The sequence below is a fragment of the Streptomyces naganishii JCM 4654 genome, from assembly GCF_014650575.1.
Taxonomy (GTDB): Bacteria; Actinomycetota; Actinomycetes; order Streptomycetales; family Streptomycetaceae; genus Streptomyces; species Streptomyces naganishii.
On sequence record NZ_BMVF01000008.1, the window covers coordinates 306,869 to 327,161 of the forward strand.

At 74.9% G+C, this 20,293-nt stretch carries 16 protein-coding genes; 3 read left to right on the forward strand and 13 right to left on the reverse strand.

Going from position 1 to position 20,293, the window contains the following annotated elements; all coding sequences use genetic code 11:
* Positions 1–19 precede the first annotated feature (19 nt).
* The 6 genes from IE217_RS17615 to IE217_RS17640 form a co-directional block, all read right to left on the reverse strand.
* A complete protein-coding gene (locus tag IE217_RS17615) occupies positions 20–1,135 on the reverse strand; it encodes a glycoside hydrolase family 18 protein (RefSeq protein ID WP_229865355.1) in 1,116 nt (371 codons plus the stop codon).
* Positions 1,136–1,200: 65 nt separating this feature from the next.
* Complete coding sequence (locus IE217_RS17620) at positions 1,201–3,813, reverse strand: SpoIIE family protein phosphatase (protein ID WP_190178810.1); 2,613 nt, start codon at positions 3,811–3,813, stop codon at positions 1,201–1,203.
* A 291-nt stretch (positions 3,814–4,104) separates the two neighbouring features.
* Entirely contained in the window at positions 4,105–4,533 is a 429-nt protein-coding gene (locus tag IE217_RS17625) for an ATP-binding protein (RefSeq protein ID WP_190178811.1), read from the reverse strand.
* 252 nt (positions 4,534–4,785) lie between these two features.
* Positions 4,786–5,214, reverse strand: coding sequence for a (deoxy)nucleoside triphosphate pyrophosphohydrolase (locus tag IE217_RS17630; protein WP_190178812.1), 429 nt, complete (start codon positions 5,212–5,214; stop codon positions 4,786–4,788).
* A 10-nt stretch (positions 5,215–5,224) separates the two neighbouring features.
* Positions 5,225–5,431 carry an SPOR domain-containing protein gene (locus IE217_RS17635; RefSeq protein WP_190178813.1) on the reverse strand — a complete coding sequence of 69 codons (207 nt, stop codon included), beginning with the start codon at positions 5,429–5,431 and terminating at the stop codon, positions 5,225–5,227.
* Between the two features lie 339 nt (positions 5,432–5,770).
* Positions 5,771–6,523 (reverse strand): GntR family transcriptional regulator, encoded by a 753-nt coding sequence (locus tag IE217_RS17640; RefSeq protein WP_190178814.1) that lies wholly within the window; start codon positions 6,521–6,523, stop codon positions 5,771–5,773.
* Positions 6,524–6,730: 207 nt separating this feature from the next.
* Between IE217_RS17640 and IE217_RS17645 the strand changes: the two genes are divergently transcribed.
* Entirely contained in the window at positions 6,731–7,837 is a 1,107-nt protein-coding gene (locus IE217_RS17645) for a pyridoxal-phosphate dependent enzyme (RefSeq protein WP_190178815.1), read from the forward strand.
* 35 nt (positions 7,838–7,872) lie between these two features.
* Here IE217_RS17645 and IE217_RS17650 read toward each other — a convergent pair whose 3' ends face one another.
* The 4 genes from IE217_RS17650 to IE217_RS17665 form a co-directional block, all read right to left on the reverse strand.
* On the reverse strand, positions 7,873–9,381 hold the full coding sequence (locus IE217_RS17650; protein WP_190178816.1) for a peptide MFS transporter: 1,509 nt from the start codon (positions 9,379–9,381) through the stop codon (positions 7,873–7,875).
* Positions 9,382–9,822: 441 nt separating this feature from the next.
* Complete coding sequence (locus IE217_RS17655) at positions 9,823–12,003, reverse strand: MMPL family transporter (RefSeq protein ID WP_190178817.1); 2,181 nt, start codon at positions 12,001–12,003, stop codon at positions 9,823–9,825.
* Positions 12,004–12,217: 214 nt separating this feature from the next.
* Positions 12,218–12,703, reverse strand: a complete 486-nt coding sequence (locus IE217_RS17660; RefSeq protein ID WP_190178818.1) for a MarR family winged helix-turn-helix transcriptional regulator — start codon at positions 12,701–12,703, stop codon at positions 12,218–12,220.
* An 80-nt stretch (positions 12,704–12,783) separates the two neighbouring features.
* Positions 12,784–13,281 carry an SgcJ/EcaC family oxidoreductase gene (locus tag IE217_RS17665; protein ID WP_190178819.1) on the reverse strand — a complete coding sequence of 166 codons (498 nt, stop codon included), beginning with the start codon at positions 13,279–13,281 and terminating at the stop codon, positions 12,784–12,786.
* A 283-nt stretch (positions 13,282–13,564) separates the two neighbouring features.
* Here IE217_RS17665 and IE217_RS17670 point away from each other — a divergent pair, with 283 nt between their 5' ends.
* Entirely contained in the window at positions 13,565–14,533 is a 969-nt protein-coding gene (locus tag IE217_RS17670) for a methyltransferase (RefSeq protein ID WP_229865356.1), read from the forward strand.
* Positions 14,530–16,119: an FAD-dependent oxidoreductase gene (locus IE217_RS17675; RefSeq protein WP_190178821.1), complete on the forward strand. Its 1,590-nt coding sequence runs from the start codon at positions 14,530–14,532 to the stop codon at positions 16,117–16,119. The genes IE217_RS17670 and IE217_RS17675 overlap by 4 nt, the downstream gene beginning before the upstream one ends.
* Positions 16,120–16,184: 65 nt before the next feature.
* Here the strand turns inward: IE217_RS17675 and IE217_RS17680 are convergent, their stop codons facing one another.
* The 3 genes from IE217_RS17680 to IE217_RS17690 form a co-directional block, all read right to left on the reverse strand.
* A complete protein-coding gene (locus IE217_RS17680; RefSeq protein ID WP_190178822.1) occupies positions 16,185–17,783 on the reverse strand; it encodes a hypothetical protein in 1,599 nt (532 codons plus the stop codon).
* 155 nt (positions 17,784–17,938) lie between these two features.
* Entirely contained in the window at positions 17,939–18,748 is an 810-nt protein-coding gene (locus IE217_RS17685; protein ID WP_190178823.1) for a hypothetical protein, read from the reverse strand.
* A gap of 29 nt (positions 18,749–18,777) precedes the next feature.
* Positions 18,778–20,205 carry a TolB-like translocation protein gene (locus IE217_RS17690; RefSeq protein WP_190178824.1) on the reverse strand — a complete coding sequence of 476 codons (1,428 nt, stop codon included), beginning with the start codon at positions 20,203–20,205 and terminating at the stop codon, positions 18,778–18,780.
* Positions 20,206–20,293: the final 88 nt, after the last annotated feature.

The following is a 20,293-nucleotide window of genomic DNA, read 5'->3' on the forward strand; positions in this document are numbered from 1 at the left end:
CGTCCCGATCACGCGGGGCTCATGACGGGCGGAGCCAGCCCTCCCGGTACGCGCTCCAGTCGGCCTCGGTGGCGGCGAAGTCCACGTAGAGGGCGACGCCGAAGCGGGCGCGGTCGCGGTCGGTGCGGGACAGACCGAGGCGGACCCCGCGGACCGCGGCCGGGACGGTCTCCGCGTGCGCCCGGTGGCCGAAGCGGTTCTCGTGGAAGAAGGGCAGCCCCATCAGCAGGTGGGTGGTGGGCGGGGTGACCTCCAGGGCGAGGGAGGTCTGCTGGGCGACGTAGCCGCCGTACAGGCTCTGGAGCGGCTGCATGGTGTCGTACGACATCACGGCGATCTGGTCGACCCGGCGGGCCACCTGCCCGAAGTAGGCCTGCGACCACCACTTGGGGTGGCCGGCGAGGGTCCCCCACAGGGCGTGGAAGGCGGGGAGCGGGTCGATCTGGTGCGCGGCGACGGACAGCGGGACGTGGTGCGCGCGGGTGAGGGCGTGCAGGTCGTCCAGGAGGTCCAGGTAGTCGGTGTCGCCGGAGTGCAGCGGCTCCAGGTCGAAGTGGGCGCCGTCGAAACCGGCGGCCAGGACCGCGCGGGTGGAGGCCACCACGTTGGCGCGGGTGCGCGCCCGCTCCAGCCGCAGGCCGTCGGGGCTCTCGGTGGCCAGCTTGTCGCCGAGCCACGCCTGCACGCGGACGCCGGGCAGGGCGCGGTGCACCGACGCGACGAGCCAACGGGCTTCGGAGTACGCCGACTCGGGCAGGGTGCCGTCGTGCTCCAGCGGGCCGGCGTGCACGTAGAGGTCGCGGATGCCGGTGCCCTCCAGCCGGCGGGCGAGGGCCTGGACGTCGGCGTCCTTCTTCCGGCCGTCCACCCAGGCGTGGCCCAGCCAGATCGCGTCCTGGTTGCGCGTGTACGTGCCGTCGGCCGCCTCGCCCGTGAAGTTGACCCGCAGGGCGGTCTCGGCGGCCAGCAGGGGCAGGACGAGGACGAGTACCAGGGCGAGGGCGAGGCGCCGGACCAGGCGCAGGCGGCGACCGGGGCCGGAGGGGGCGGTCGCCGGCTCCTCGTGCGCTTGCGTCCGCGTTCCCGCGTCCGTGCCCGCTTCCGCGTCCGCCCCCGGTGGTGCTTCCGAGTCCACGTCCGTTCCCCTCCGCGTCGCCGCCGCTTCGGGGTACGACGATCGACGGCGGCTTGGCGGTTGCGTCAGAACAGGCTCAGCAGCGCCTCCGCCGGGTCCGTGAGGCCGTTCTCCCCGCCGGGGAGCGGGAGTTCGAACCAGACGGTCTTGCCGCGGGGTGTGCGGCGCGAACCCCAGGCGGCGCTGAGGAGGCCGACGAGCTGGAGGCCGCGGCCGCCCTCGTCGGTGTCGCGGGCGCGGCGGCGGCGGGGCTGGACGAGTCCGGAGTCCCACACCTCGCACACCAGGGTGCGGTCGAGCAGAAGGCGGAGTCTTATCTCGCCCTCCCCGTAGCGCAGGGCGTTGGTGACCAGTTCGCTGACGAGGAGTTCGGTGGTGTCGACCAGGGGCTCCATGTTCCAGGCGAGCAGCTGGGAGCGGGCGTACTCGCGGGCGCGGCCGACGCTGCGCGGCTCGCGCGGCAGGGTCCAGTCGCCGACCGAGTCGGCGGGCAGGCCCTGGACGCGGGCCATGAGCAGCGCGATGTCGTCCTCGCCGTGGTGGCTGCCGAGGGTGTTGAGGACGTGGTCGCAGACGTCCTCCAGGGGGCGGCCCGGGTCGGTGAGGGCGCCGACGAAGGCCTGGAGGCCCTCGTCCAGGGGGTGGTCGCGGGACTCGACCAGGCCGTCGGTGTAGAGAGCGAGGAGGGCGCCCTCGGGGAGTTCGACCTCCACCTCCTCGAAGGGCTCGCCGCCGACGCCGAGCGGCATGCCGGGCGGGACGTCGAGCATGAGGGCCGGCTCGCCGGGTTCGACCAGGACGGGCGGGAGGTGGCCGGCATTGGCGAAGGTGCAGCGCCGGGTGACGGAGTCGTAGACGGCGTAGACGCAGGTCGCCAGGTACACCTCGGACAGGTCGGCCTCGCGGGGGCGGCGGGCGGCGCGGGTGGCCTGCTGGACGCCTCCGGGCGCGCCGAGGCCGCGGGCGATCTCGTCGAGCTGGGAGAGGACTTCGGCCGGCTCCAGGTCGAGCAGGGCCAAAGTGCGTACGGCGGTGCGCAGTTCGCCCATGGCGACGGCGGCGCGCAGGCCGCGGCCCATCACGTCGCCGACGACCAGCGCGGTGCGGTGGCCGGGGAGTTCGATGACGTCGAACCAGTCTCCGCCGACCTCGCTGGGCCGGCCGGTGGCCGCGTTGCCGGGCAGGTAGCGGCAGGCGATGTCGAGGCCGGAGGCCTCCGGGTCGCCGGGCGGGAGCAGGGACCGCTGCAGTATCAGCGCGCGTTCGTGCTCGCGGCGGTACAGGCGGGCGTTGTCGATGCAGACGGCGGCGCGCGCGGCGAGTTCCACCGCGAGGCCCCGGTCGCGGTCGCCGAACGGCTCGCTGCCCTTGGCCCGGGCGAACTGCGCGAGTCCTACGACGGTGTCGTGGGCGACCATCGGGACGGCCAGCGTGGACTGCACCAGGCCGCCGTCCTCACCGGGCACGGTCTGCGGGCGGGCGGTGCGCAGGGCGTCCGCGCAGGGCGAGTTGAAGGGGTAGTGGTGGACGGCGCCGAGCTCGACGCGGGTGCCGGCGCCGCTGAAGGGAGCGTCGGAGACGGCGCTGGCGAAGGCGACCCGGCGCAGCTGGGCGCTGCCGTCTGCGAATCCCGGCGGGGTCTCGTCGCCGGCGAGGAGGCCCTGGTAGAGGTCGACCGTGGCGAGGTCGCAGAAGCCGGGGACGACGACGTCGAGGAGTTCGCGGGCGGTGGTCTCCAGGTCGAGGGAGTTGCCGATGCGGGCGCCGGCGTCGTTGAGAAGGGCGAGATTGCGCCGCGCGGCGGCGGCCTCGCGGGCGGCGGCGCGGCGGGCGGTGATGTCGGTGCCGAGCCAGGCGATGCCGATCGGGCGGCCGCTTCCGCTGTGCACGCGGTACAGGTTGATGGACCAGTGGCGGCGCTCGTCGGAGCCGGGCACGAAGCCCGTGACGTGCATGTCCGTGATGGACTCGCCGTTCTCCAGGACCCGGCGCAGGGTCGCCGCGACCCGCTCGGCCTCCGCGCGGGGCAGGTAGTCGTGGACGCCCTTGCCGCGGTGGTCGTCGGGGGCGCCGCCGAAGATGGAGGCGAAGCGCTCGTTGGCGCGGCGGACCCGCAGGTCGGTGTCGATGAGCAGGAAGCCGAAGGGAGATTGCCCGAAAATCGCCTGTGAGGCGGCGAGGTCGGTCTCGATGCGGCGCAGGGTGCGTACGTCGACGACCGTACAGACGGCGGCCTTGTCGCCCTCCGCCGTCCGGGTCGGCATCACGTAGACCTCGGCCAGGCCCTCCTCGCCGCGCCGGCCCTCCTCGTCGTCCGGCGCGCGGAAGGGCACTACGCCCGTCCACTCGCGGCCGTCGAGGATCTCGGCCATCTTGCGCTGGCCGCGCTCGCGCAGATCGGGGTCGACGAAGGCCTCTATCGGGTCCATTCCGACGGCGCGTTCGGCAGGGATGCCGAAGAGCTGCTCGGCGCGCAGGCTCCATTGGTCGACGTGTCCGTCGGGGCCGATGGAGAAGGAGGCGACCTTGATGTAGTCGTACATCGAGCCGGGCGGACTGCTCTGCCACATCCCGTCCGCGGGCGGCGCCGCGTCGGCTCCGTCACCGCTCGCGGACCTGTCCCTCGCGCCCTCCGACGGGTCCTCGGACTCCGTGGACTTCGCTGGTATCTCGCTCACGCGAACCGTCCCCTCCAGCTCACCGCGTCCGGTACCGGTCACCGGGGGCGGCTGCCCGCAGTATCCAGCACTACGGCGCCGCGCAACACGGTGTTCACGATCACAGGACCATCCCGATGCTTTTCGGTCCGGCCTGCGACAACACAACCAGACTTCTAACCAGGCGACACCCGGTCGAATCCCGCCCGGGGACAACGGTTCAGCGATCGGTTCCGGTCGGACGGCGGCGGCCGGCGGCGGCGGCCGTACACAGTGGCCGCCGGTGGTGGGGCGCCCGGCCGCCTGGCCGGGTCATCCGGGGACGGCGAGTTCGAACCAGACCGTCTTGCCGGCCGCGCCGGGGCGGGTGCCCCAGCGGCGGGAGGTGGAGGCGAGCAGTTGCAGACCGCGGCCGCTCTCGTCGTCGGGGCGGGCGGGGCGTTCGCGGGGCGGGTCGGGGAGCGGGTCGGAGACCTCGACGAGCAGGACGTCGGGCAGTCCGGCGGGGCGGACCAGGCGGACGCCGATGGGACCGGTGGCGTGCCGCAGGGAGTTGGTGACGAGTTCGCTCACCAGCAGGGCGGCGGTGTCGCCGACGCTGTCGATGCCCCAGGCGCGCAACTGGGCGCGTACGGCGGCCCGGGCGGTGCGCACGGCGCCCGGGTCCGCGGGGAAGGTCCACTCGGCGCGGTCGCCTTCGGTGTCGATCACGCCGATCACTTCCCAGGCCAGTGAGCCCACCCATGTCCGGTTTCATGGGGTTAATGGGCACATACCCGATATCCGGGGGCGAGTACCGCCCGCCTGAGCCAGTACCGTCCGTGACGGCGCACTGTGGCACGAACGGCGTAGGGAGCGCCAGTCCCGCGCACCCGATGCCTCCGGGCGCTGCGCGGGGGGCTCGGGCGCGGGGGCGCGCGCTGGAGCGAGCGCTGGAGCGAGCGCTGGAGTGCGCGCTGGAGTGCGCGCTGGAGCGCGCGCTCGACGGGGCGTCTACCGGGGGGCGCGGGGAGCGCGGGGTGCGGTGCCGAGGTGGGCGAGGGTTCGGCGTACGGCCGGGACGTCCTGGTCGAGCCAGGGGACGTCCCAGATCTCGTCCGGGGTGAGCCAGCGCAGGGCGTCGTGGTCCTCGAGCGGTTCGGGGGCGGCGGAGCCGGGGCGCAGGCGGGCGGTCCACACGTGGAGTTCGTACGGCGCCCTCAGGGGCCAGGCGCCGGGGACGCGCTCGACGGGTTCGGCGTCCACGCCGAGTTCCTCGCGCAACTCGCGGACGAGGGCGGCCTCGGGGAGCTCGCCGGGCTCCACTTTTCCGCCGGGCAACTCCCAGCGGCCGGCCAACTCCGGTGGCGCGCTGCGGCGGGCGGCGAGCAGCCGGCCGGCGTCGAGCAGGGCGGCGCCCACCACCACGGTCCGTTCGGTCATGCGCGGGAGCCTACGGGACGGGCCGGTCCGCGGTCGGGTCGCCGCCGTTCTGCCCGACGCGCTCGACCCAGTAGAGCTGTTGGTGGCCGCGGTCGTCGAGGCTGTCCGCGATCCTCTGGGCCTCGGCGCGGGTGGCGTACCGGCCCACGCGGTAGCGGTTGCCGTTGTCGTCCCGCCGGACGACGAGCCAGGGAAGAGTGATCGTGCCGTCGTTCATCCCGCCCCACCACTCCTTCCCGCCCCCGGCCGGGCCCCGCCCTCTGAGGAAACCGCAGTCCGCATATGCCCGAGCGTACGCCCAACCTTCACGCAGCGAACACGGATTCTCACAAAGAGGTATGCAACCGGCCAGTACGCAGGGGGCGCGGGAAGCCGAACGCGCCCTCTGTGGGCCTGGATGCGTGAACGGGACGCCCGGCGCCCACCCCCACCCCAACCAGCAGAAACGGCCGAAACTGGACGTCCGGGGCCGACGCCCCCACGTCGGCGGGACCCGTGGCTCCCCCTGGGGGCGCACACGGGCCGTCTTCCCGGTGCGCCGGTCAGAGCGGCGCTGTCACTTCACCGGGAGGTGGTACGAGACCCGGTAACGGTCCGCCGGGATCACCACGTCCGCCGTCTCCACGGGGCGGCCGGAGGCGTAGAAGGTGCGCTGGACCACGAGGACCACGTGGCCGGGGACGCCGCCGAGGGCGAGGAGTTCCTCCGCGAGGCCGGGGCGGGCGCCCACCTCCTCGGTGACGTTGTCCACGATGACGTCGATGGCCCGCATGCGCTCGACCACGCCCATGCCGCCGAGCGGGCCCTCCTCGGGGAGCATCACGGGTGTGCGGCCGGTGACTGCCAGCGGCTCCCAGGAAGTGGAGAGCATCATCGCCTCCCCCGCCTCCCGGAACACGTACTTCGTGCACATCACGCGCTCCCCGGGCTTGATGCCCAGCCGCTCGGCGATCGCACCGCTCGCCTCGGTCTGCCCGCTGCCCGACTCCCAGGTCCCGCGCGCCTCGGCGTCGGCCTGCTCCTGACGGAACGGCGTGGCCCCGCCGGCCGGGCGGAAGCCGGAGCGGGCGACCCGGCGCGGCACGGGACGCTCGCGCACATACGTGCCCGACCCGGAGCGGCCCTCGACCAGCCCCTCGGCCATCAGCACCTTGCGGGCCTCCAGGGCGACGGTGTCCGAGACGCCGTACTCCTCGCGGATCCTGGCCTGGGAGGGCAGGCGGGTGTGGGGTGGCAGCAGCCCGTCGACGATCTTCTTGCGGAGATCACCCGCGACGCGCAGATACGCCGGCTGCTCACCGAAAGTCACTGGCCACTCCCATCAGGTTGTACAGACAGCAACAGCGTGGCAACCGAGGGTTGTACTTGCAAGTGAAGGCCAGAGAATCACCCGATGTGATGACTTCCGTCGGCGGGATGCTTAACCAGGTGCTTCTCGCGGAGCGACACCGCCGCCCGGGGGCACGCCCCGACGCCGTGCCCGGGAACGCCCGGCACCGGCCCTTAACCTGCGGACATGACACCACTGCCGGACCGTTACTGCCCCGTCGACGGCATCCGTATCCCCGGTGACTCGCTCGCCTGGTGCTGTCCGTCCTGCCACGGACCCCTCGACCTCGACTTCGCACCCACCCCTGCGCCGCTGAAGTCCCTCACCGGACGGGTGAACTCCCTGTGGCGGTACGCCGAGACGCTCCCCCTGTCCGCGCCCCGGGTGTCGCTCGGCGAAGGCCGCACCCCGCTGGTGGCGCTGACGGACGAGGTCCAGGCCAAGCTGGACTTCCTGACGCCCACCCTGTCCTTCAAGGACCGCGGCGCGGTCATGCTCGCCGAACTCGCCCTGCGCGCCGGGCCCCGCCGGGTCGTCGCCGACAGCAGCGGCAACGCGGGCACGGCCGTCGCCGCGTACTGCGCCCGCGCCCGGCTGCCCTGCACCGTCTACGTCCCGTTCGGCACCTCCGCGAAGAAGCTGGAGCAGATGGAGGCGCACGGCGCGCGCGTGGAACTGGTCGACGGCGGCCGCGAGGCCGCGGCCACGGCGGCGCGGCGCGCGGCGGACGAGCCGGAGACGTTCTACGCCTCGCACGTCTACAACCCGTACTTCCTGCACGGCACGAAGACCTACGTACACGAGCTGTGGGAGGACCTCGGCGGCCGCCTGCCCGAGGTGCTCGTGCTGCCGGCCGGCAACGGCACGCTGCTGCTGGGCGCGGCCCTGGCGGTCGCCGAGCTGTACGGGGCCGGGCTGCTGGACCGGCGTCCCAGGCTGTGGGCGGTGCAGGCGGCGGCGGTCGCCCCGCTCGCCCACGCCTTCGCCGAGGACGCGGACGACCTCACCGGCACCACCACCGTGTCCCCCACCCACGCCGAGGGCATCGCCGTCGCCCACCCGCCGAGGGCACGTCAGATCCTGCGCGCGGTACGGGAGTCGGGCGGCACCTTCCTGACCGTCACCGAGGACCAGATCCGACACGCCCAGCTGGACCTCGCCTCCCGAGGCCTCTACGTCGAGTCGACGGGCGTGGTCTGCTGGGCGGCGGTCCGCGAGGGCGCCCTCGGCGGCAGATCGGCGGTCGTACCCCTGTGCGGCGCGGGACTGAAGTCGGGACCGGCCCGGGACTGACGTCCGCCCGGACCTTGAGGGGGCGGGCCGGCGCGTCAGACCGTCAGGCGGCCGGTCAGGGGGCGGCGGGCCAGGTGGAGGGTCACGGACGTCACGAGGGCGACCGCGGCCAGGACCAGGAAGTAGGCGGGGCCCGGGACCTGGTCGCCGGAGAGCTTGAGGGCGTTGCCGCCGACGCCGCCGCCGAGGGCGCCGGAGAGCCAGAACAGGGCGACCGTGCGGTTCACGAAGCCGGGCGGGGCGATCGCGGTGGCCGCGCTCATCCCGACCGGTGCGAAGGAGACCTCGCCCACGGCCAGCAGCAGGAAGGCGAGCAGCAGCCACAGCGGCGACACCCGCGACCCGTCCGACGCGCGGGCCGCCGCGCACGCCATCACGGCGTAGGCCGCGGCCGTGGCGCCCATGCCCGCCGCGTACTTGACCGCGGTCGGCATCCGGTCGCCCGCGCGGGTCCACCAGCGGGCCAGCAGCGGCGCGAGCACCAGCACGAACAACGGCACCGCGGCCTGGAACCAACTGGCGGGTACCGTACGGCCGAAGACCTCGCGGTCGGTGGCGTGCCGGGCGAACAGGGCGAAGGCGGAGCCGCCCTGGAGGAACAGCGCCCAGAAGACGGCCGAGGCGAGGAACAGCCAGACGTAGGCGCGGACCCGGACGCGTTCGCCGGGGGCGAGCCGCCGGTCGCGCAGCAGCCGCCAGAAGCACAGCACCGGCGAGACCACGCACAACAGGCCGCCCAGGGCCATGAGGTGGGCGATGCGGAAGGCGCCGAGCGCCGCGTCCGTGCCGTAGCCGAGTACGGCCGCCGCGGTGGCGGCCGACGCGATCCGCAGGACGCGGGCGCGTTCGGCGGGCGTGGCCGGGCGTTCCGGGGCCAGGCCCGCGTCGCCGAGGTGGCGCAGGCCGCGGACGTACTGGAGCAGTCCGGCGCCCATGCCGAGCGCGGCGGCCCCGAAGCCGAGGTGCCAGTTCACGCCCTCGCCGAGCGCGCCCACGACGACCGGGGCGACCAGGGCGCTCACCTGGACGCTCATGTAGAACACCGCGAAGCCGGCGTCGCGGCCCGTGCGGTCCTCGCGGTCGTAGAACTCGCTCAGCAGACCGGCCATGTTGGGCTTGAGCAGGCCGGTGCCGCAGGCGATCAGCAGCAGGCCCGGGTAGAGCGGGCCGGTGACGGGCACCGCCATGGCCAGGTGGCCGAGCGCGATGAGGACACCGCCGTACAGGACGGCCCGCCGCGCGCCGAGCACGCGGTCGCCGAGCCAGCCGCCGGGCACGGAGGCCAGGAACACGGCGGCCATGTAGAGCCCGTACAGCAGCGCCGCGTCCCCGGCGGACATGCCGAGGCCGCCGCGCGCGGTGTCCTGCGTGAGGTAGAGGACGAGGATCGCGGACATCCCGTAGAAGCTGAAGCGCTCCCAGACGTCGGTGGCGAAGAGGGTGACGAACCAGCGGGGACGGCGCGGGGCCTCGGTGGCGGGGGCCGTTACGGCCGGGGTGGGGTCGGTGACTGCTGCGGCGCGAGGTCGGGGCGGGGCGGCCATGGGTCCTCCGTGCGGGGGTCGGGCTGTCGTGGGCCCGACGGTGCTCGCCGCGCTTCGACGACCGCTCGAGGACTCCTCGCGGTGCCGTCCCCGTGGGACTCGCGCGGCGCCCGGCCGGGGGAGTGCCGGGCGCCGCGGGCGGAAGGGAGGCGACCGGAGCGCGGGGCGTCGGGCGGCGTGGGTGACGGCCGCGACGCCGGGCCTGCGGTCCGGCGGGCCGGCCCGCGGGTCCCTCACGCCCGGGGCCGTTCCCTTCACGCCCTCAGCAAACCGTCCCCTCCTCGGAGTTCGCTCGGGGCCCGCTCGCTCCTCGGGCGGGACCGTGGACGAGCCGGGCCCCGGACCCCCGCCGTACGCCCGGGCACGCGGCGGAGCCCGGACTCCCCGTCAGGTGGGGTCCGGGCTCCGCGGTGCGGGGCGGCGGCGCGTGGCCGTGCGCGCTCAGCCGTGGTGTTCCAGGTCGAGCCTGGGCAGGGCCCGGTCCAGGGCCGAGGGGAGCCACCAGGCCCGGCGGCCCATGAGCTGGAGCGCGGCCGGCACGATCAGGCAGCGGATGACGACCGCGTCGACGAAGACGGCCACCGCCATGCCGAAGCCGAACTGCTGGAGCATGCGGTCGCCGCCGAGGATGAAGGCGCCGAAGACCGCGACCATGATGGCGCCCGCGGCGAGGACGACCGAGCCGGTGTGCGCGAGGCCCTCGCGGATCGCCAGGGAGGCGTCCCGGGTGCGGGTCCACTCCTCGCGGATGCGGGAGACCAGGAAGATCTCGTAGTCCATGGAGAGCCCGAAGACGATCGCGAAGATCATGATGGGCAGGTAGGCCTCGATCGGTCCGGGTTCCAGGCCGAACATGCCCTTCTGGAAGACCAGCGTCATGGCGCCCAGCGCGGCCCCGATGCTGAGCAGGTTGAGCAGCGCCGCCTTCAGCGGCACCAGCAGCGAGCGGAACACCATGACCAGGATCAGCAGGGACAGGCCGACGACGATGGCGATGAACAGGGGCATGCGCCGCGAGACGGTGTCGGCGTAGTCGATGACGGCGGTGGTGGAGCCGCCCACGAGGTAGTGGGCGCCGGTCCGGCGGCCGAGTTCGGGCAGTACCCCGTCGCGGAGGGTGTGCACCAGCTCGGTGGTGCGCGCGTCCTGGGGCGAGGTGGACGGGAAGGCGATGACGGTGAACGCCTTGTCGTCCCGTGCCGGGATCGGCGCGGTGGCGGCGGCGATACCGGGGGTGCCGTTCAGCCGCTGGGTGAGGGCGGTGCCGGCCCGGCCGGTGCCCTCGGCGACCACGACGAGCGGGCCGTTGAAGCCGGGGCCGAAGCCGTCGGCGAGCAGGTCGTAGGCCTTGCGGCTGGTGGTCTTCGTCGGGTCGTTGCCCGCGTCGGCGAAACCGAGCCGCAGGTCGAGTGCGGGGGCGGCGAGCGCGCCGAGCGCGGCCACGGCCAGCACCAGCGAGACGAGCGGGCGGCGCTGCACCAGGCCCGCCCAGGCACGCCAGCGGGTCCCGCCCTCGACCGGGCGGCCCTTGGCGGCGCGGCGGGCGGCCTTGGCGGTGAACTGGCGGGCGAACCGCTTGCCGAACAGCGCGAGCAGGGCGGGCAGCAGCGTCAGCGAGGCGATCATGGTGACCAGCACGGTGAGTGCCACGGCGACCGCGGTGCCCTGGAGCGAGCCGAGGCCGAGGGCGACCAGTCCGAGCAGGGCGACGATGACCGTGCAGCCGGCGAAGAACACCGTGCGTCCGGCGAGGTCGAGGGCGCGGCGGCCGGCGTCCTCGGGGGGCGCACCGCGCACCAGCTCGGCCCGGTAGCGGGCGAAGATCAGCAGCGCGTAGTCGATGCCCACGCCGAGGCCGACCAGCATCATGATGTACGGCGTGTAGCTGGCGATGGTGAAGACGTGCGACAGCAGGATGATCACGCCGAGGGTGCTGCTGACCGCGAACACGGCCGTGATGACGGGCAGTCCGGCGGCGATGACGGTGCCGAACATCAGGCCGAGGATCACCAGCGCGGCGAGCATGCCGATGCCCTCGGCCGCCCCGCCCTGCGCCTCGCCGAGCTTGCGCGCCGCGTCGCCGCCGAGCTGGACGTCGAGGCCGTCGGCGCGGGCGGTGCGGGCGGTGTCGTAGACGCGCTGGGTGTCCGCCTTGGCCATGTCCTCGGACTTGCCCCGCAGGACGACGGTGGCGTAGCCGATGGTGCCGTCCCTGGAGACGGCCTGCCGGTCCTGGTAGGGGCTGCGCACCTGGGCGACCTTGGGCAGGTGGGCGACTTTGTCCAGCATCCCGGTGACGGCGGCCCGGGTGGCGGGGTCGTTCAGGCCGTGCCGGTCGTGCAGCACGATCTGGAGGCTGTCGCCGGCCTGGGCGGAGCCGTGCTCCTGCATGGTCTGGAGCGCCCGCTGGGTCTCGGTGCCGGGCAGCGAGAAGTCGTCGCGGTAGGCGTCGCCGAGGGCGGAGGCGCCGGTCCAGACCGCGAGCAGGACGGCGACCCACAGTAAGAGGGCGGTCCAGCGGTGGCGTTGGGCGAATCCCGCGGTGCGTTCGAGGACGGATCGGCGCCTGGGGGGTGGCGGCGTGGTGGGGGTGTCGCTGCGGACCGGGCTAGTGGTCACCATGCTCTCCTTGTCGAGACGGTGCGCCCAGAGGTGCCATGCCGGCATCGGGTGCGGCTCGAGCCGCGGTGGAGCGGGGCGGGGCCGGTGGCCGGAAGGGCGCGGTGGGGCGCCGCGCGGCGGTGGGGTGCGGTGCCGCGCGGTGGGGTGGTGCGGGTGGGTGTCCCGTGGAGTGGTGAACGGCGGTGGGGTGCGGACCAGGGGGTCCGGGCCGCCGTCAGGTACGGGACTGCAGGCGGACGGTCTCCGTGTGGAAGATCTCGTTGCTGCGGTTGGTGACGTCGAGGAGGAGTTCGCGCTGCTCGGTGGTGAGCTCCGACAGGAGCTTGCCGAGTGCCGCGCGGAAGTCGGCGAAGGCGGTGTCGACGCGTTCGGCGAAGGCCTCGGGAACGGTCTCGACGATGACCCGCCGCCGGTCCCCGGCGTCCGGCCTGCGGCGCACGAATCCGGCCTTCTGGAGCCGGTCGACGACCGTGGTGATCGCGCCGCCCCGGCTCAGTCCGGCGCGCTCGGCGAGCCGGCCGGGGGTCATGGGTCCTTCGAGGTCGAGCAGGCTCAGGCAGTTGAAGTCGGTGGCGTTGAGCCCTATCGACTGGGCCACCGCGGCCTGGAAGAGGACCGTCCTGGCCGCCTGCACGCGCAGGGCGGTGGCCAGCGACATGAGCGTGCCCAGGGAGCGGTCCTCTTCGCTGTCCGGTCGCATGGTGGCGCTGCCTTTCTGCCGGTCGGTTCCGGCCAGCGTAACTGCGCGGGCCCTGGCCGGGCGCGGCCCGGTGAGCGGGCTCAGGCGGAGCGCCGGGCGCGGTCGACGCGCAGCCGCACGGCGCGGCTCGCCACCTCGAACAGCGGCCCGCTCGTCGGGAAGGGCTTGATCCGGCTGTTCTGGAAGCCGGTGATCAGCCAGCGCCCGTCCCGCCGCTCGAGGATCAGGGTCTGCCTCGACAGCCGCTTGGGCGTGACTTCCTTCTGCCAGGGGTAGAGCGCGGCGCCGGTGGAGACCACGACCGCGCAGTCCTCGCCGACCTGGCGGACGCTCTCGATCTCGTGGGCGATCAGACGGGTGCCGTAGAGCATCGTGCGGAACATCAGGTCGTGCATGTCCGCGACCTCCTGACGCCCGTTCAGCAGTACGCCGTTGAACTGGACGTAGGTGGCCTCGGGGGCGAACAGCTCGCCGTAGCCGTGGCCGTCGCCGGCGTCCCAGCGGGCGGCGAGGCCGGCGAGCAGGGTGCGGGCGTCGGCGTCGGTGAAGCGGGCGCGGGTCTCGTGGGTGGCGTTCATGACGGCTCCTTCTTCCGGATCCTTCTCGGTTTCAGTGCTTCTCTCTTTGCGTGTATCTCTAATTTAGAGAGAGATGGCGACGGAGTCAACCCCCCGCCGCCACCCGCGTTTGAGCGCCCGTCGAGGCGTCGCCGGGACCATCGGCGCACCGCCCGGCACAGCACCGGCGGCAGCACTCGCCCGACAGCGCACACGGAAGAGGTGCATTGCCATCGACACGCACACGGAGCACACCCAGCAGCCGACGCCCCGGGGGCCGGGCGGGCGCCCGGCGTTCGTCGACGTGTTCACCCCCATCGCCGTCCGCGTGGCGGCCACGCTGCGCATCGCCGACCACATCGAGGCCGGCGCCCGCACCCGGGCCGGGCTGGCCCGGGCGACCTCGGCCGACGAGAGCGCGCTCGGCCGGCTGATGCGCTTCCTCGCCTGCCGGGACGTCTTCACCGAGGACGAACCGGGCGTCTACGGCCTGAGCGACACCTCGCGCCTGCTGCTCGACAACCACCCCTCGCGCATGCGGCACTGGCTCGACCTGGAGGGCGCCAGCGGCCGGATCGACCTGGCCGCCTGCGGCGGGCTGCTGCACGCGGTGCGCACCGGCGCGCCCGGCTACGACGCGGTGTTCGGCACCCCGTTCTGGGACGACCTGGCCGCCCACCCCGAGCTCGCCGAGTCCTTCAACGACCAGATGGCCGCCGTACAGGGACGCCTGGCCCCCGAGGTGGCGCGGGCCCACCCCTGGCACGAGGCCCGCCGCATCGCCGACATAGGCGGCGGCACCGGGACGCTGCTGGAGGCGGTGCTGCGGCAGGCGCCCGACGCGCACGGGGTGCTGGTGGACCTGCCCGGCACGGTCGAGGGCGGCACCGGGCGGTTCGCCGCCGCCGGGCTCGCCGGCCGCACCGAGGTCGTCGCGGGGTCCTTCTTCGACCCGCTGCCCGCGGGCGCCGACGTGTGCCTGCTCAGCCAGATCCTGCACGACTGGGACGACAAGGAGTCGGTGGCGATCCTCGCCCGCTGCGCCGAGGCACTCGCCCCGGGCGGCCGGGTGGCCGTGGTGGAGCGGGTGGTGGCCGAGGACTCGGGCAAGCGGCTCAACACCGAGTACGACCTGCGGATGCTGGTGTTCAACAAGGGCCGCGAGCGCACCCTTGAGGAGTTCACCGCGCTCGCCGCCGAGGCCGGGCTGCGGCCCGCCGGCGTGACGCGGCTGCCCTCCCACCACTGGCTGCTGTTCTGGGAGCGTGCGTGAGCGGCGCCGCGGACACCGACCCGGACGTCCTGGTGGTCGGCGCCGGCCCGGTCGGCCTGTGCACCGCGATCGAACTGGCCCGCAGGGGCGTACGGGTGCGGATCGTGGACCGGCGCGCCGAGCCGCGCCCGGGCACCCGCGCCTGCACGGTGTGGCAGCGCACCCTGGAGGTCTTCGACCTCATGGGCCTCCCGGTCGGCGACTACCTGGACTCCGGCGTCCCCTACACCCACCGCGCCCACCACTTCGCCGGGCTGCCCCCGCTGGTGCGGCCCGCGGACCAGGCGGGCACGCCGTATCCGCGACCGCTGCTGATCGGGCAGCGGGGGACGGAGGAGATGCTCACCCGGCATCTGGCCGGGCTCGGGGTGCGCGTCGAGCGGGGCCTGACCGCCGTGGCCGTCGAGCAGGGCCCGGCGCGCGTGACGGTCACGCTGACCGGGGCGGACGGCGGTGCCCGGACCGTGCGGGCCGGCTGGGTGGTCGGCGCTCAGGGCCCGCACAGCACGGTGCGCGACCAGACCGGGGCAAGCTGGGAGAAGAAGCCCTGCCCCGGCACGCAGTTGCTCCAGATCGACGCCCGCTGGACGGGGCCGCTGCCCGGCGATCCGGCGCACTGCCACCTGTTCCTGAGCGAGGCCGGTTCGCTCGGCACCGCTCCCCTGCCCGACGGGCGGCACCGCTTCTACGCGGGCGTGGCCGATCCCGGCCCGGCGCGCACCGGCGACCCGGACGTGGCCGAGGTGCTCGACGCGGTGCGCCGGGTCAGCGGGGTGCCCGGCCTCGCCTTCCACGACGGCCGGTTCAACTGGCGGGTGCGGCTCTACAACGCGGTGGCCGGCACGTACCGGGTCGGGCGGTGCCTGCTCGCCGGGGACAGCGCGCACACCGTCATGCCGGTGACCGCGCAGGGCATGAACACCGGCCTCCAGGACGCCTTCAACCTCGGCTGGAAGCTGGCGGCGGTGGTGCGGGGCCGGGCGCCGGCGCGGCTGCTGGACAGTTACGAGGCCGAGCGCAGGCCCGTCGCGCTGGCCCTGGCCGAGCGCAACGCCCGTACGTACTGGGGCGGCGTGGGTCCCGTGCCGTCCTTCGAGCGGCTGCGCGCCGGCCTCGCGGACGCCACCGGCACGGCCGCGCACACCGGGCTCACCCTCGCCTACCCGGACAGCCCGCTCAGTGGCGGCGCCGCGCCCGAGGGCGAGGGGCCGGGGCCGGGCGCCCGTGTGCCGGACGCCGTCCTGGGCGCGGGCGCCGGCCACGGGCGGCTGTTCCGGCTGCTGGGGCGGGGCGAGTGGACGCTGCTGGCGCTCCCCGAGGACCCGGTGGACCCGGCGGCGGCCGAACTCGCCGCCAAGGAGGCCGGTGCGGTGGCCCGCCGGGCCGGGATCCCCGTGCACACGGTCACCGCCACCGGACGCGGACCCGCGGCCACGGTCGCCGACCCCTCCGGCGCCGTGCGCGGCGCGCTGGGCGCCGCGTCCGGCGCGCTGCTCCTGGTGCGCCCGGACGGGTACGTCGCCTTCCGGGGCGGCGTGCGTGACGGAGCGGCCCTCGACCGCCATCTGGCCGGTCTGCCGGTGTGAGACGAACGGTGAGACGCCTTCGGGGCCCGTACCGGCGGACGGGCCCCGAAGGCGTGGAGCGGGCGTCAGAAGGAGACCGGGAACAGCGCCCCGTAGTCGCCGGACCGGGCCGCCGTGAGGACGGCGAGGGTGCGCAGCGGGGTGCCGTCGGCGGTACGCGGTCGCGCGGGCGTCTCCGCGCAGAGGTCGCCCTCGCACAGGCCCGCGCGGGTCCAGGCGGTGACGGCGTCGGCCCGGGGGCGTTCGATCCAGGTGCCCATCACCGACGCCTCGAAGGAGAGCGCGGTGCCGCTGCGGTAGAGCGCGGTGCCGGCGCGTACGGCGGCGGCCTCCGCCCGGGCGCGGCGGGCGAGGGCCGGGTCGTGGCACAGGCCGGCGGCGGCCGCGAGCCGGGTCGCGCGCACGATCGACGCGCCGCCGCCCGCCGCCGGCGCCGCGCGCAGGGGTGAGCCGGTGGCGCACACCGTGCGCCGTGCGGCCGGGGAGTCGCCGGCGTCGAGCGCGGTCAGCAGCAGCCGAGCGTCGTCCGCGGCCCGTACGCCGCGCACCGACGGCGCGGGCAGGCCGCGGTCGACCTCGCGGGCGAGCGCGCCGCCCAGTGCCCGCGCCACCAGGCGCAGGTCGACCCGGTCGACCAGTCGCGCGGTGTCGTAGGGCGCGGGCCGCCGCTCGCGGGGCAGCCACACCTCGCGCACCTGGCGGGCGAGCGGGCCGGCGAACTCGGCGCTCCGGCCGGTCCCGCGGGCCAGCGCCAGGGCGGCCGCGGTCGCGCTCAGCGCGGTCTGGCCGGTCTGCCCGGCCGGCCAGCCCGCCCGCGAGTGGGCGCCGGCCGCGGGGACGCGCACGGCCGAACAGCCCAGCCGCAGCGCCCAGTACGTGGCCTGGGGATCCCCCTGCCGGGCGCCGGGGAGGCCGATCCCGCCGTCGGGGAGCACGTGTCCGTCGCAGGCGGCCGCCGGGAAGGCGGGCAGCCGCGCGCCGAGCCGCGGGGCTGCGTCGCGCAGGACGCCCTCCCAGGCGAGCCGGACCGGTTCGACGGGGTAGGCGGACAGGGCGCGTGCGGCCGCCGTCGCCAGCGCGGCGGCGCGGGTGCGGTCGGCGCCGGTCGCGCCGAGCAGGGCGGCGGTCTGGAGCACCGGTACGACCTCGCCGGGTGCGGTGGCGGCCTCGCGGGCCGAAAGCCGCTCCAGGGCAGCGGCGTCGGCCTGACGGACCGGCACGGGCACGGGCAGGCCGAGCCGGGTGAGGACGCGCACCGCGACCGCCGTGCTGCCCGGGTCCGTACGGGCCGCGGAGGGCGCGGTGCGGTAACCGCCGCCCTGGCGCAGGGCCTCCAGCGCCCGCCCCACGTCCGCGCGGTCGGCCGTACCGCCCGCGGTGAGCAGCGCGTCCACCGCCAGGTCGATCTGGGCGACGGGCGGCAGCCCGGAGGAGTCCGACCGCCCCCGCTCGGCGGGACGCGCCCACAGCCGCAGCCGCTCCGGGTCGACGGCGGGGCGGCCGGGGTTCAGGGCCGCCAGGCGCAGGCGCCACGCGGTCTCGTACAGCGAGAACGGTGACCGGTCGGCGGAGGCGGCGCCGTCCACGAACCAGCCGCGCCGTCCGTCCGTCACCCAGGAGTCGCGCAGCAGCTCACGGGCGTCGACGCGGGCGGCGGAACGCACGGCACCACCCCCTGAAGGGGCGGGCGCGGGCGCGCCGCCCGTGCCGGACGGGGCGCAGCCCGCGGTCACCGCCGCCACGACCGCGAGCGCCGGCGCCCAGCGCGCCCGCCGTCCCGCTCCCCCGCGGCCGTTCCCCCTCCGTGCGGGCGCGGACATCAGCTGTAGGCCCGGGCGCGGGTCGTCACGGTGTAGAAGGACGAGCCGAACTGGAAGGTGCCGGTGACGGAGTGGCTGATGCGGAACACGTTGGAGTAGTCGTCCTGGTTGGGCGGGTAGAACGCGACCTGGTCGTAGGCGTGTTCGCTGTACCAGTTGTCCTTGACCGTGGTGGTCCAGCTGGCCTGGGCGTTGCTGCCGGTGCTCCTGACCGTGGCGCCCTGGGGAGCGCCGACCACCCAGAAGGGGGCGCCGACCGAGCCGACGTCCCAGGTGTCGGTGTGCTCGATGCTGTCGGCGTCGAAGGGCCGCTCGCCGAGCCAGGACACGTCGGAGGAGGTGTCGGTGAAGATGGCGTAGTACTCCATGAACGGCACCTTGACGTAGCTCGCCCCGGCCGCCGAGAGCGTGCCCTGGCCGCCGGGCACCGCGGCCTTGCGGGTCTTCGCGGAGTCCAGCCACTGGTCGCGGACCGGGAAGCCGGTCTGGTCGCCGTGGCCTCCTCCCCCGCCGGTCGCGGTGGGCGTCGGCGTCGGCGTGGGCGTGCCGGTCTGCCGCTCCTTCTCGCGCCGCTGCTCGTGCACCGCGTCGACCAGCGCCCGCTTGTCCCGCACCGAGGAGTCGGCGGTGAGCACCTTGCCGTGGGCGTCCTCCTCGACCACGACGGTGCCGGGCACGGTGGCCGCGGCGGCCGTGGAACCGGTGGCGCCGCGCGTGACGCCCAGGGCGAACCCGCCCAGGGTCAGGGCCGCGGTCACGGTGAGCGCCACCGTGCGCCGGGACGGGCCGTGGCCGGCTGTGATCCCCATGATGTGCTTCCCTCTCTGCGTGCTGGTGTTCACGGCTTCTCGCGGTGCAGGAAGATGTCCGGCTGCCCGTTGGTGTCCCCGGGCACGAGGTTGGTGGCGTACGAGGTGAACACCACCGCTTGGGCGTGCTGGTCGGCGTCGGGGAAGTAGCTGGCCGCGTCGGCCTGCTGCCCGTCCGAGCCCACGCTGACCCGGCGCAGCGCGCCGCCGGGCAGGTCGGCGACGAAGATGTCGCGTACGCCGTTGGTGTCGCCGTCCACCAGGTTGGGGCCCGAGGACGACATCGGGATGTGCCGGCCGTCGCCGGTGATGCTCGCCCAGAACGTGCCGCCGGGCGCGGGCACCCCGTCGGCGCCCTTGTCGATCAGCCGCAGCGCGCCGGTGGTCAGGTCCTGGAGGTAGGCGTGGTCCTGGGTGGTGTCCGGGCTGTCGGGGGTGAGGTTGGTGGCGTGCGAGTTCAGTACGACGTAGCGGTTGTCGTCGCTGAGGGTGCCGCCGATGGTGATCTGGTCGGACTGGACCCCGGCGGCCGTGACGCTGAGCCGGGTGGTGCGGCCGGTGGCGGTGTCGTGCAGGAACTCGTCGACCTTCTTGTTGGTGTCGCCCTCGACGAGGTCGGTGGCGTTGGAGAAGAAGGTGACGTAGCGGCCGTCGGCGCTGATCTGGGTGCCGTCGCTGGCCGCGTTGCCGGGGGTGCCGTCGCTGGCCGCGCTGGTGCGCACGACGGTGCCGGTGACCATGTCGCGGACCACCGTGTCCCAGGTTCCCGAGGGCTTTCCGCCGGTCACCAGGTTGTCGGCGGCGGTGGCGAAGGCGACGTAGCGGCCGTCGGCCGAGAGCGTCGGGCGCATGCTGTCGCCGTTGCCGGGGGTGCCGTCCCCGGCCGCCGAGACCAGCGCGGTCTCGCCGGTGCGCAGGTCGGTGCGGTAGATGTGGGAGCGGCCGTCGCGCACCCCGCGCACCAGGTCGGTGGAGTCGGCGGAGTAGACCGCGTAGTGGCCGTCGGCGCTGATGACCGGGTCGATGCCGGTGCAGCCGTTGGACTCGCGGCCGTCGTAGCCGCGGTCCACGCGGACCGTCCTGCCGCGCGCCACGTCGCGCAGGAAGACGTCGGTGCAGCCGTTGCGGTCGCCGGGGACCAGGTTGTCGGCGTGCGAGGTGAAGACGACCAGGCGGCCGTCGGCGCTGATGGAGGCCCGCTCACTGGGCCCGTCGGCCGGTTCGCCGCCCATGCCGACGCTGATCAGTACCGTCTCGCCGTCGGTGGCGTGCGCCCTGGGCGCGTGCGCCCTGGTGGCGGGCGTACCGGTGGCGGGTGCGGGTGCGGCTGCGGGCCTGGCGGTGGCGGGCGCCCCGGCGGCCGGGCCCGGTGCGGCGGCCACCGCCACGAGTGCGAGCGCGCCGCCCAGCAGCGCCCCGCGGGCGCCCCGGGCGCGGCCCCTACGGTCCGTTCTCATACTGCCCTCCTCGTGCCGCGCGCCGGGCGGCGCACGGTCGCCGAGAGGGTCACACCCGCTGCTCGCGCCCGGCTGCAATGCACCTCGA

What these genes read in the sequence shown, in the direction of transcription:
- IE217_RS17645 (WP_190178815.1), top strand. Translation starts at nt 6,731, where the DNA reads ATGACACCACTGCCGGACCGTTACTGCCCCGTCGACGGCATCCGTATC.
- IE217_RS17685 (WP_190178823.1), bottom strand. Translation starts at nt 18,748, where the DNA reads ATGGGGATCACAGCCGGCCACGGCCCGTCCCGGCGCACGGTGGCGCTC.
- IE217_RS17660 (WP_190178818.1), bottom strand. Translation starts at nt 12,703, where the DNA reads ATGCGACCGGACAGCGAAGAGGACCGCTCCCTGGGCACGCTCATGTCG.
- IE217_RS17690 (WP_190178824.1), bottom strand. Translation starts at nt 20,205, where the DNA reads ATGAGAACGGACCGTAGGGGCCGCGCCCGGGGCGCCCGCGGGGCGCTG.
- IE217_RS17635 (WP_190178813.1), bottom strand. Translation starts at nt 5,431, where the DNA reads ATGAACGACGGCACGATCACTCTTCCCTGGCTCGTCGTCCGGCGGGAC.
- IE217_RS17655 (WP_190178817.1), bottom strand. Translation starts at nt 12,003, where the DNA reads ATGGTGACCACTAGCCCGGTCCGCAGCGACACCCCCACCACGCCGCCA.
- IE217_RS17630 (WP_190178812.1), bottom strand. Translation starts at nt 5,214, where the DNA reads ATGACCGAACGGACCGTGGTGGTGGGCGCCGCCCTGCTCGACGCCGGC.
- IE217_RS17650 (WP_190178816.1), bottom strand. Translation starts at nt 9,381, where the DNA reads ATGGCCGCCCCGCCCCGACCTCGCGCCGCAGCAGTCACCGACCCCACC.
- IE217_RS17665 (WP_190178819.1), bottom strand. Translation starts at nt 13,281, where the DNA reads ATGAACGCCACCCACGAGACCCGCGCCCGCTTCACCGACGCCGACGCC.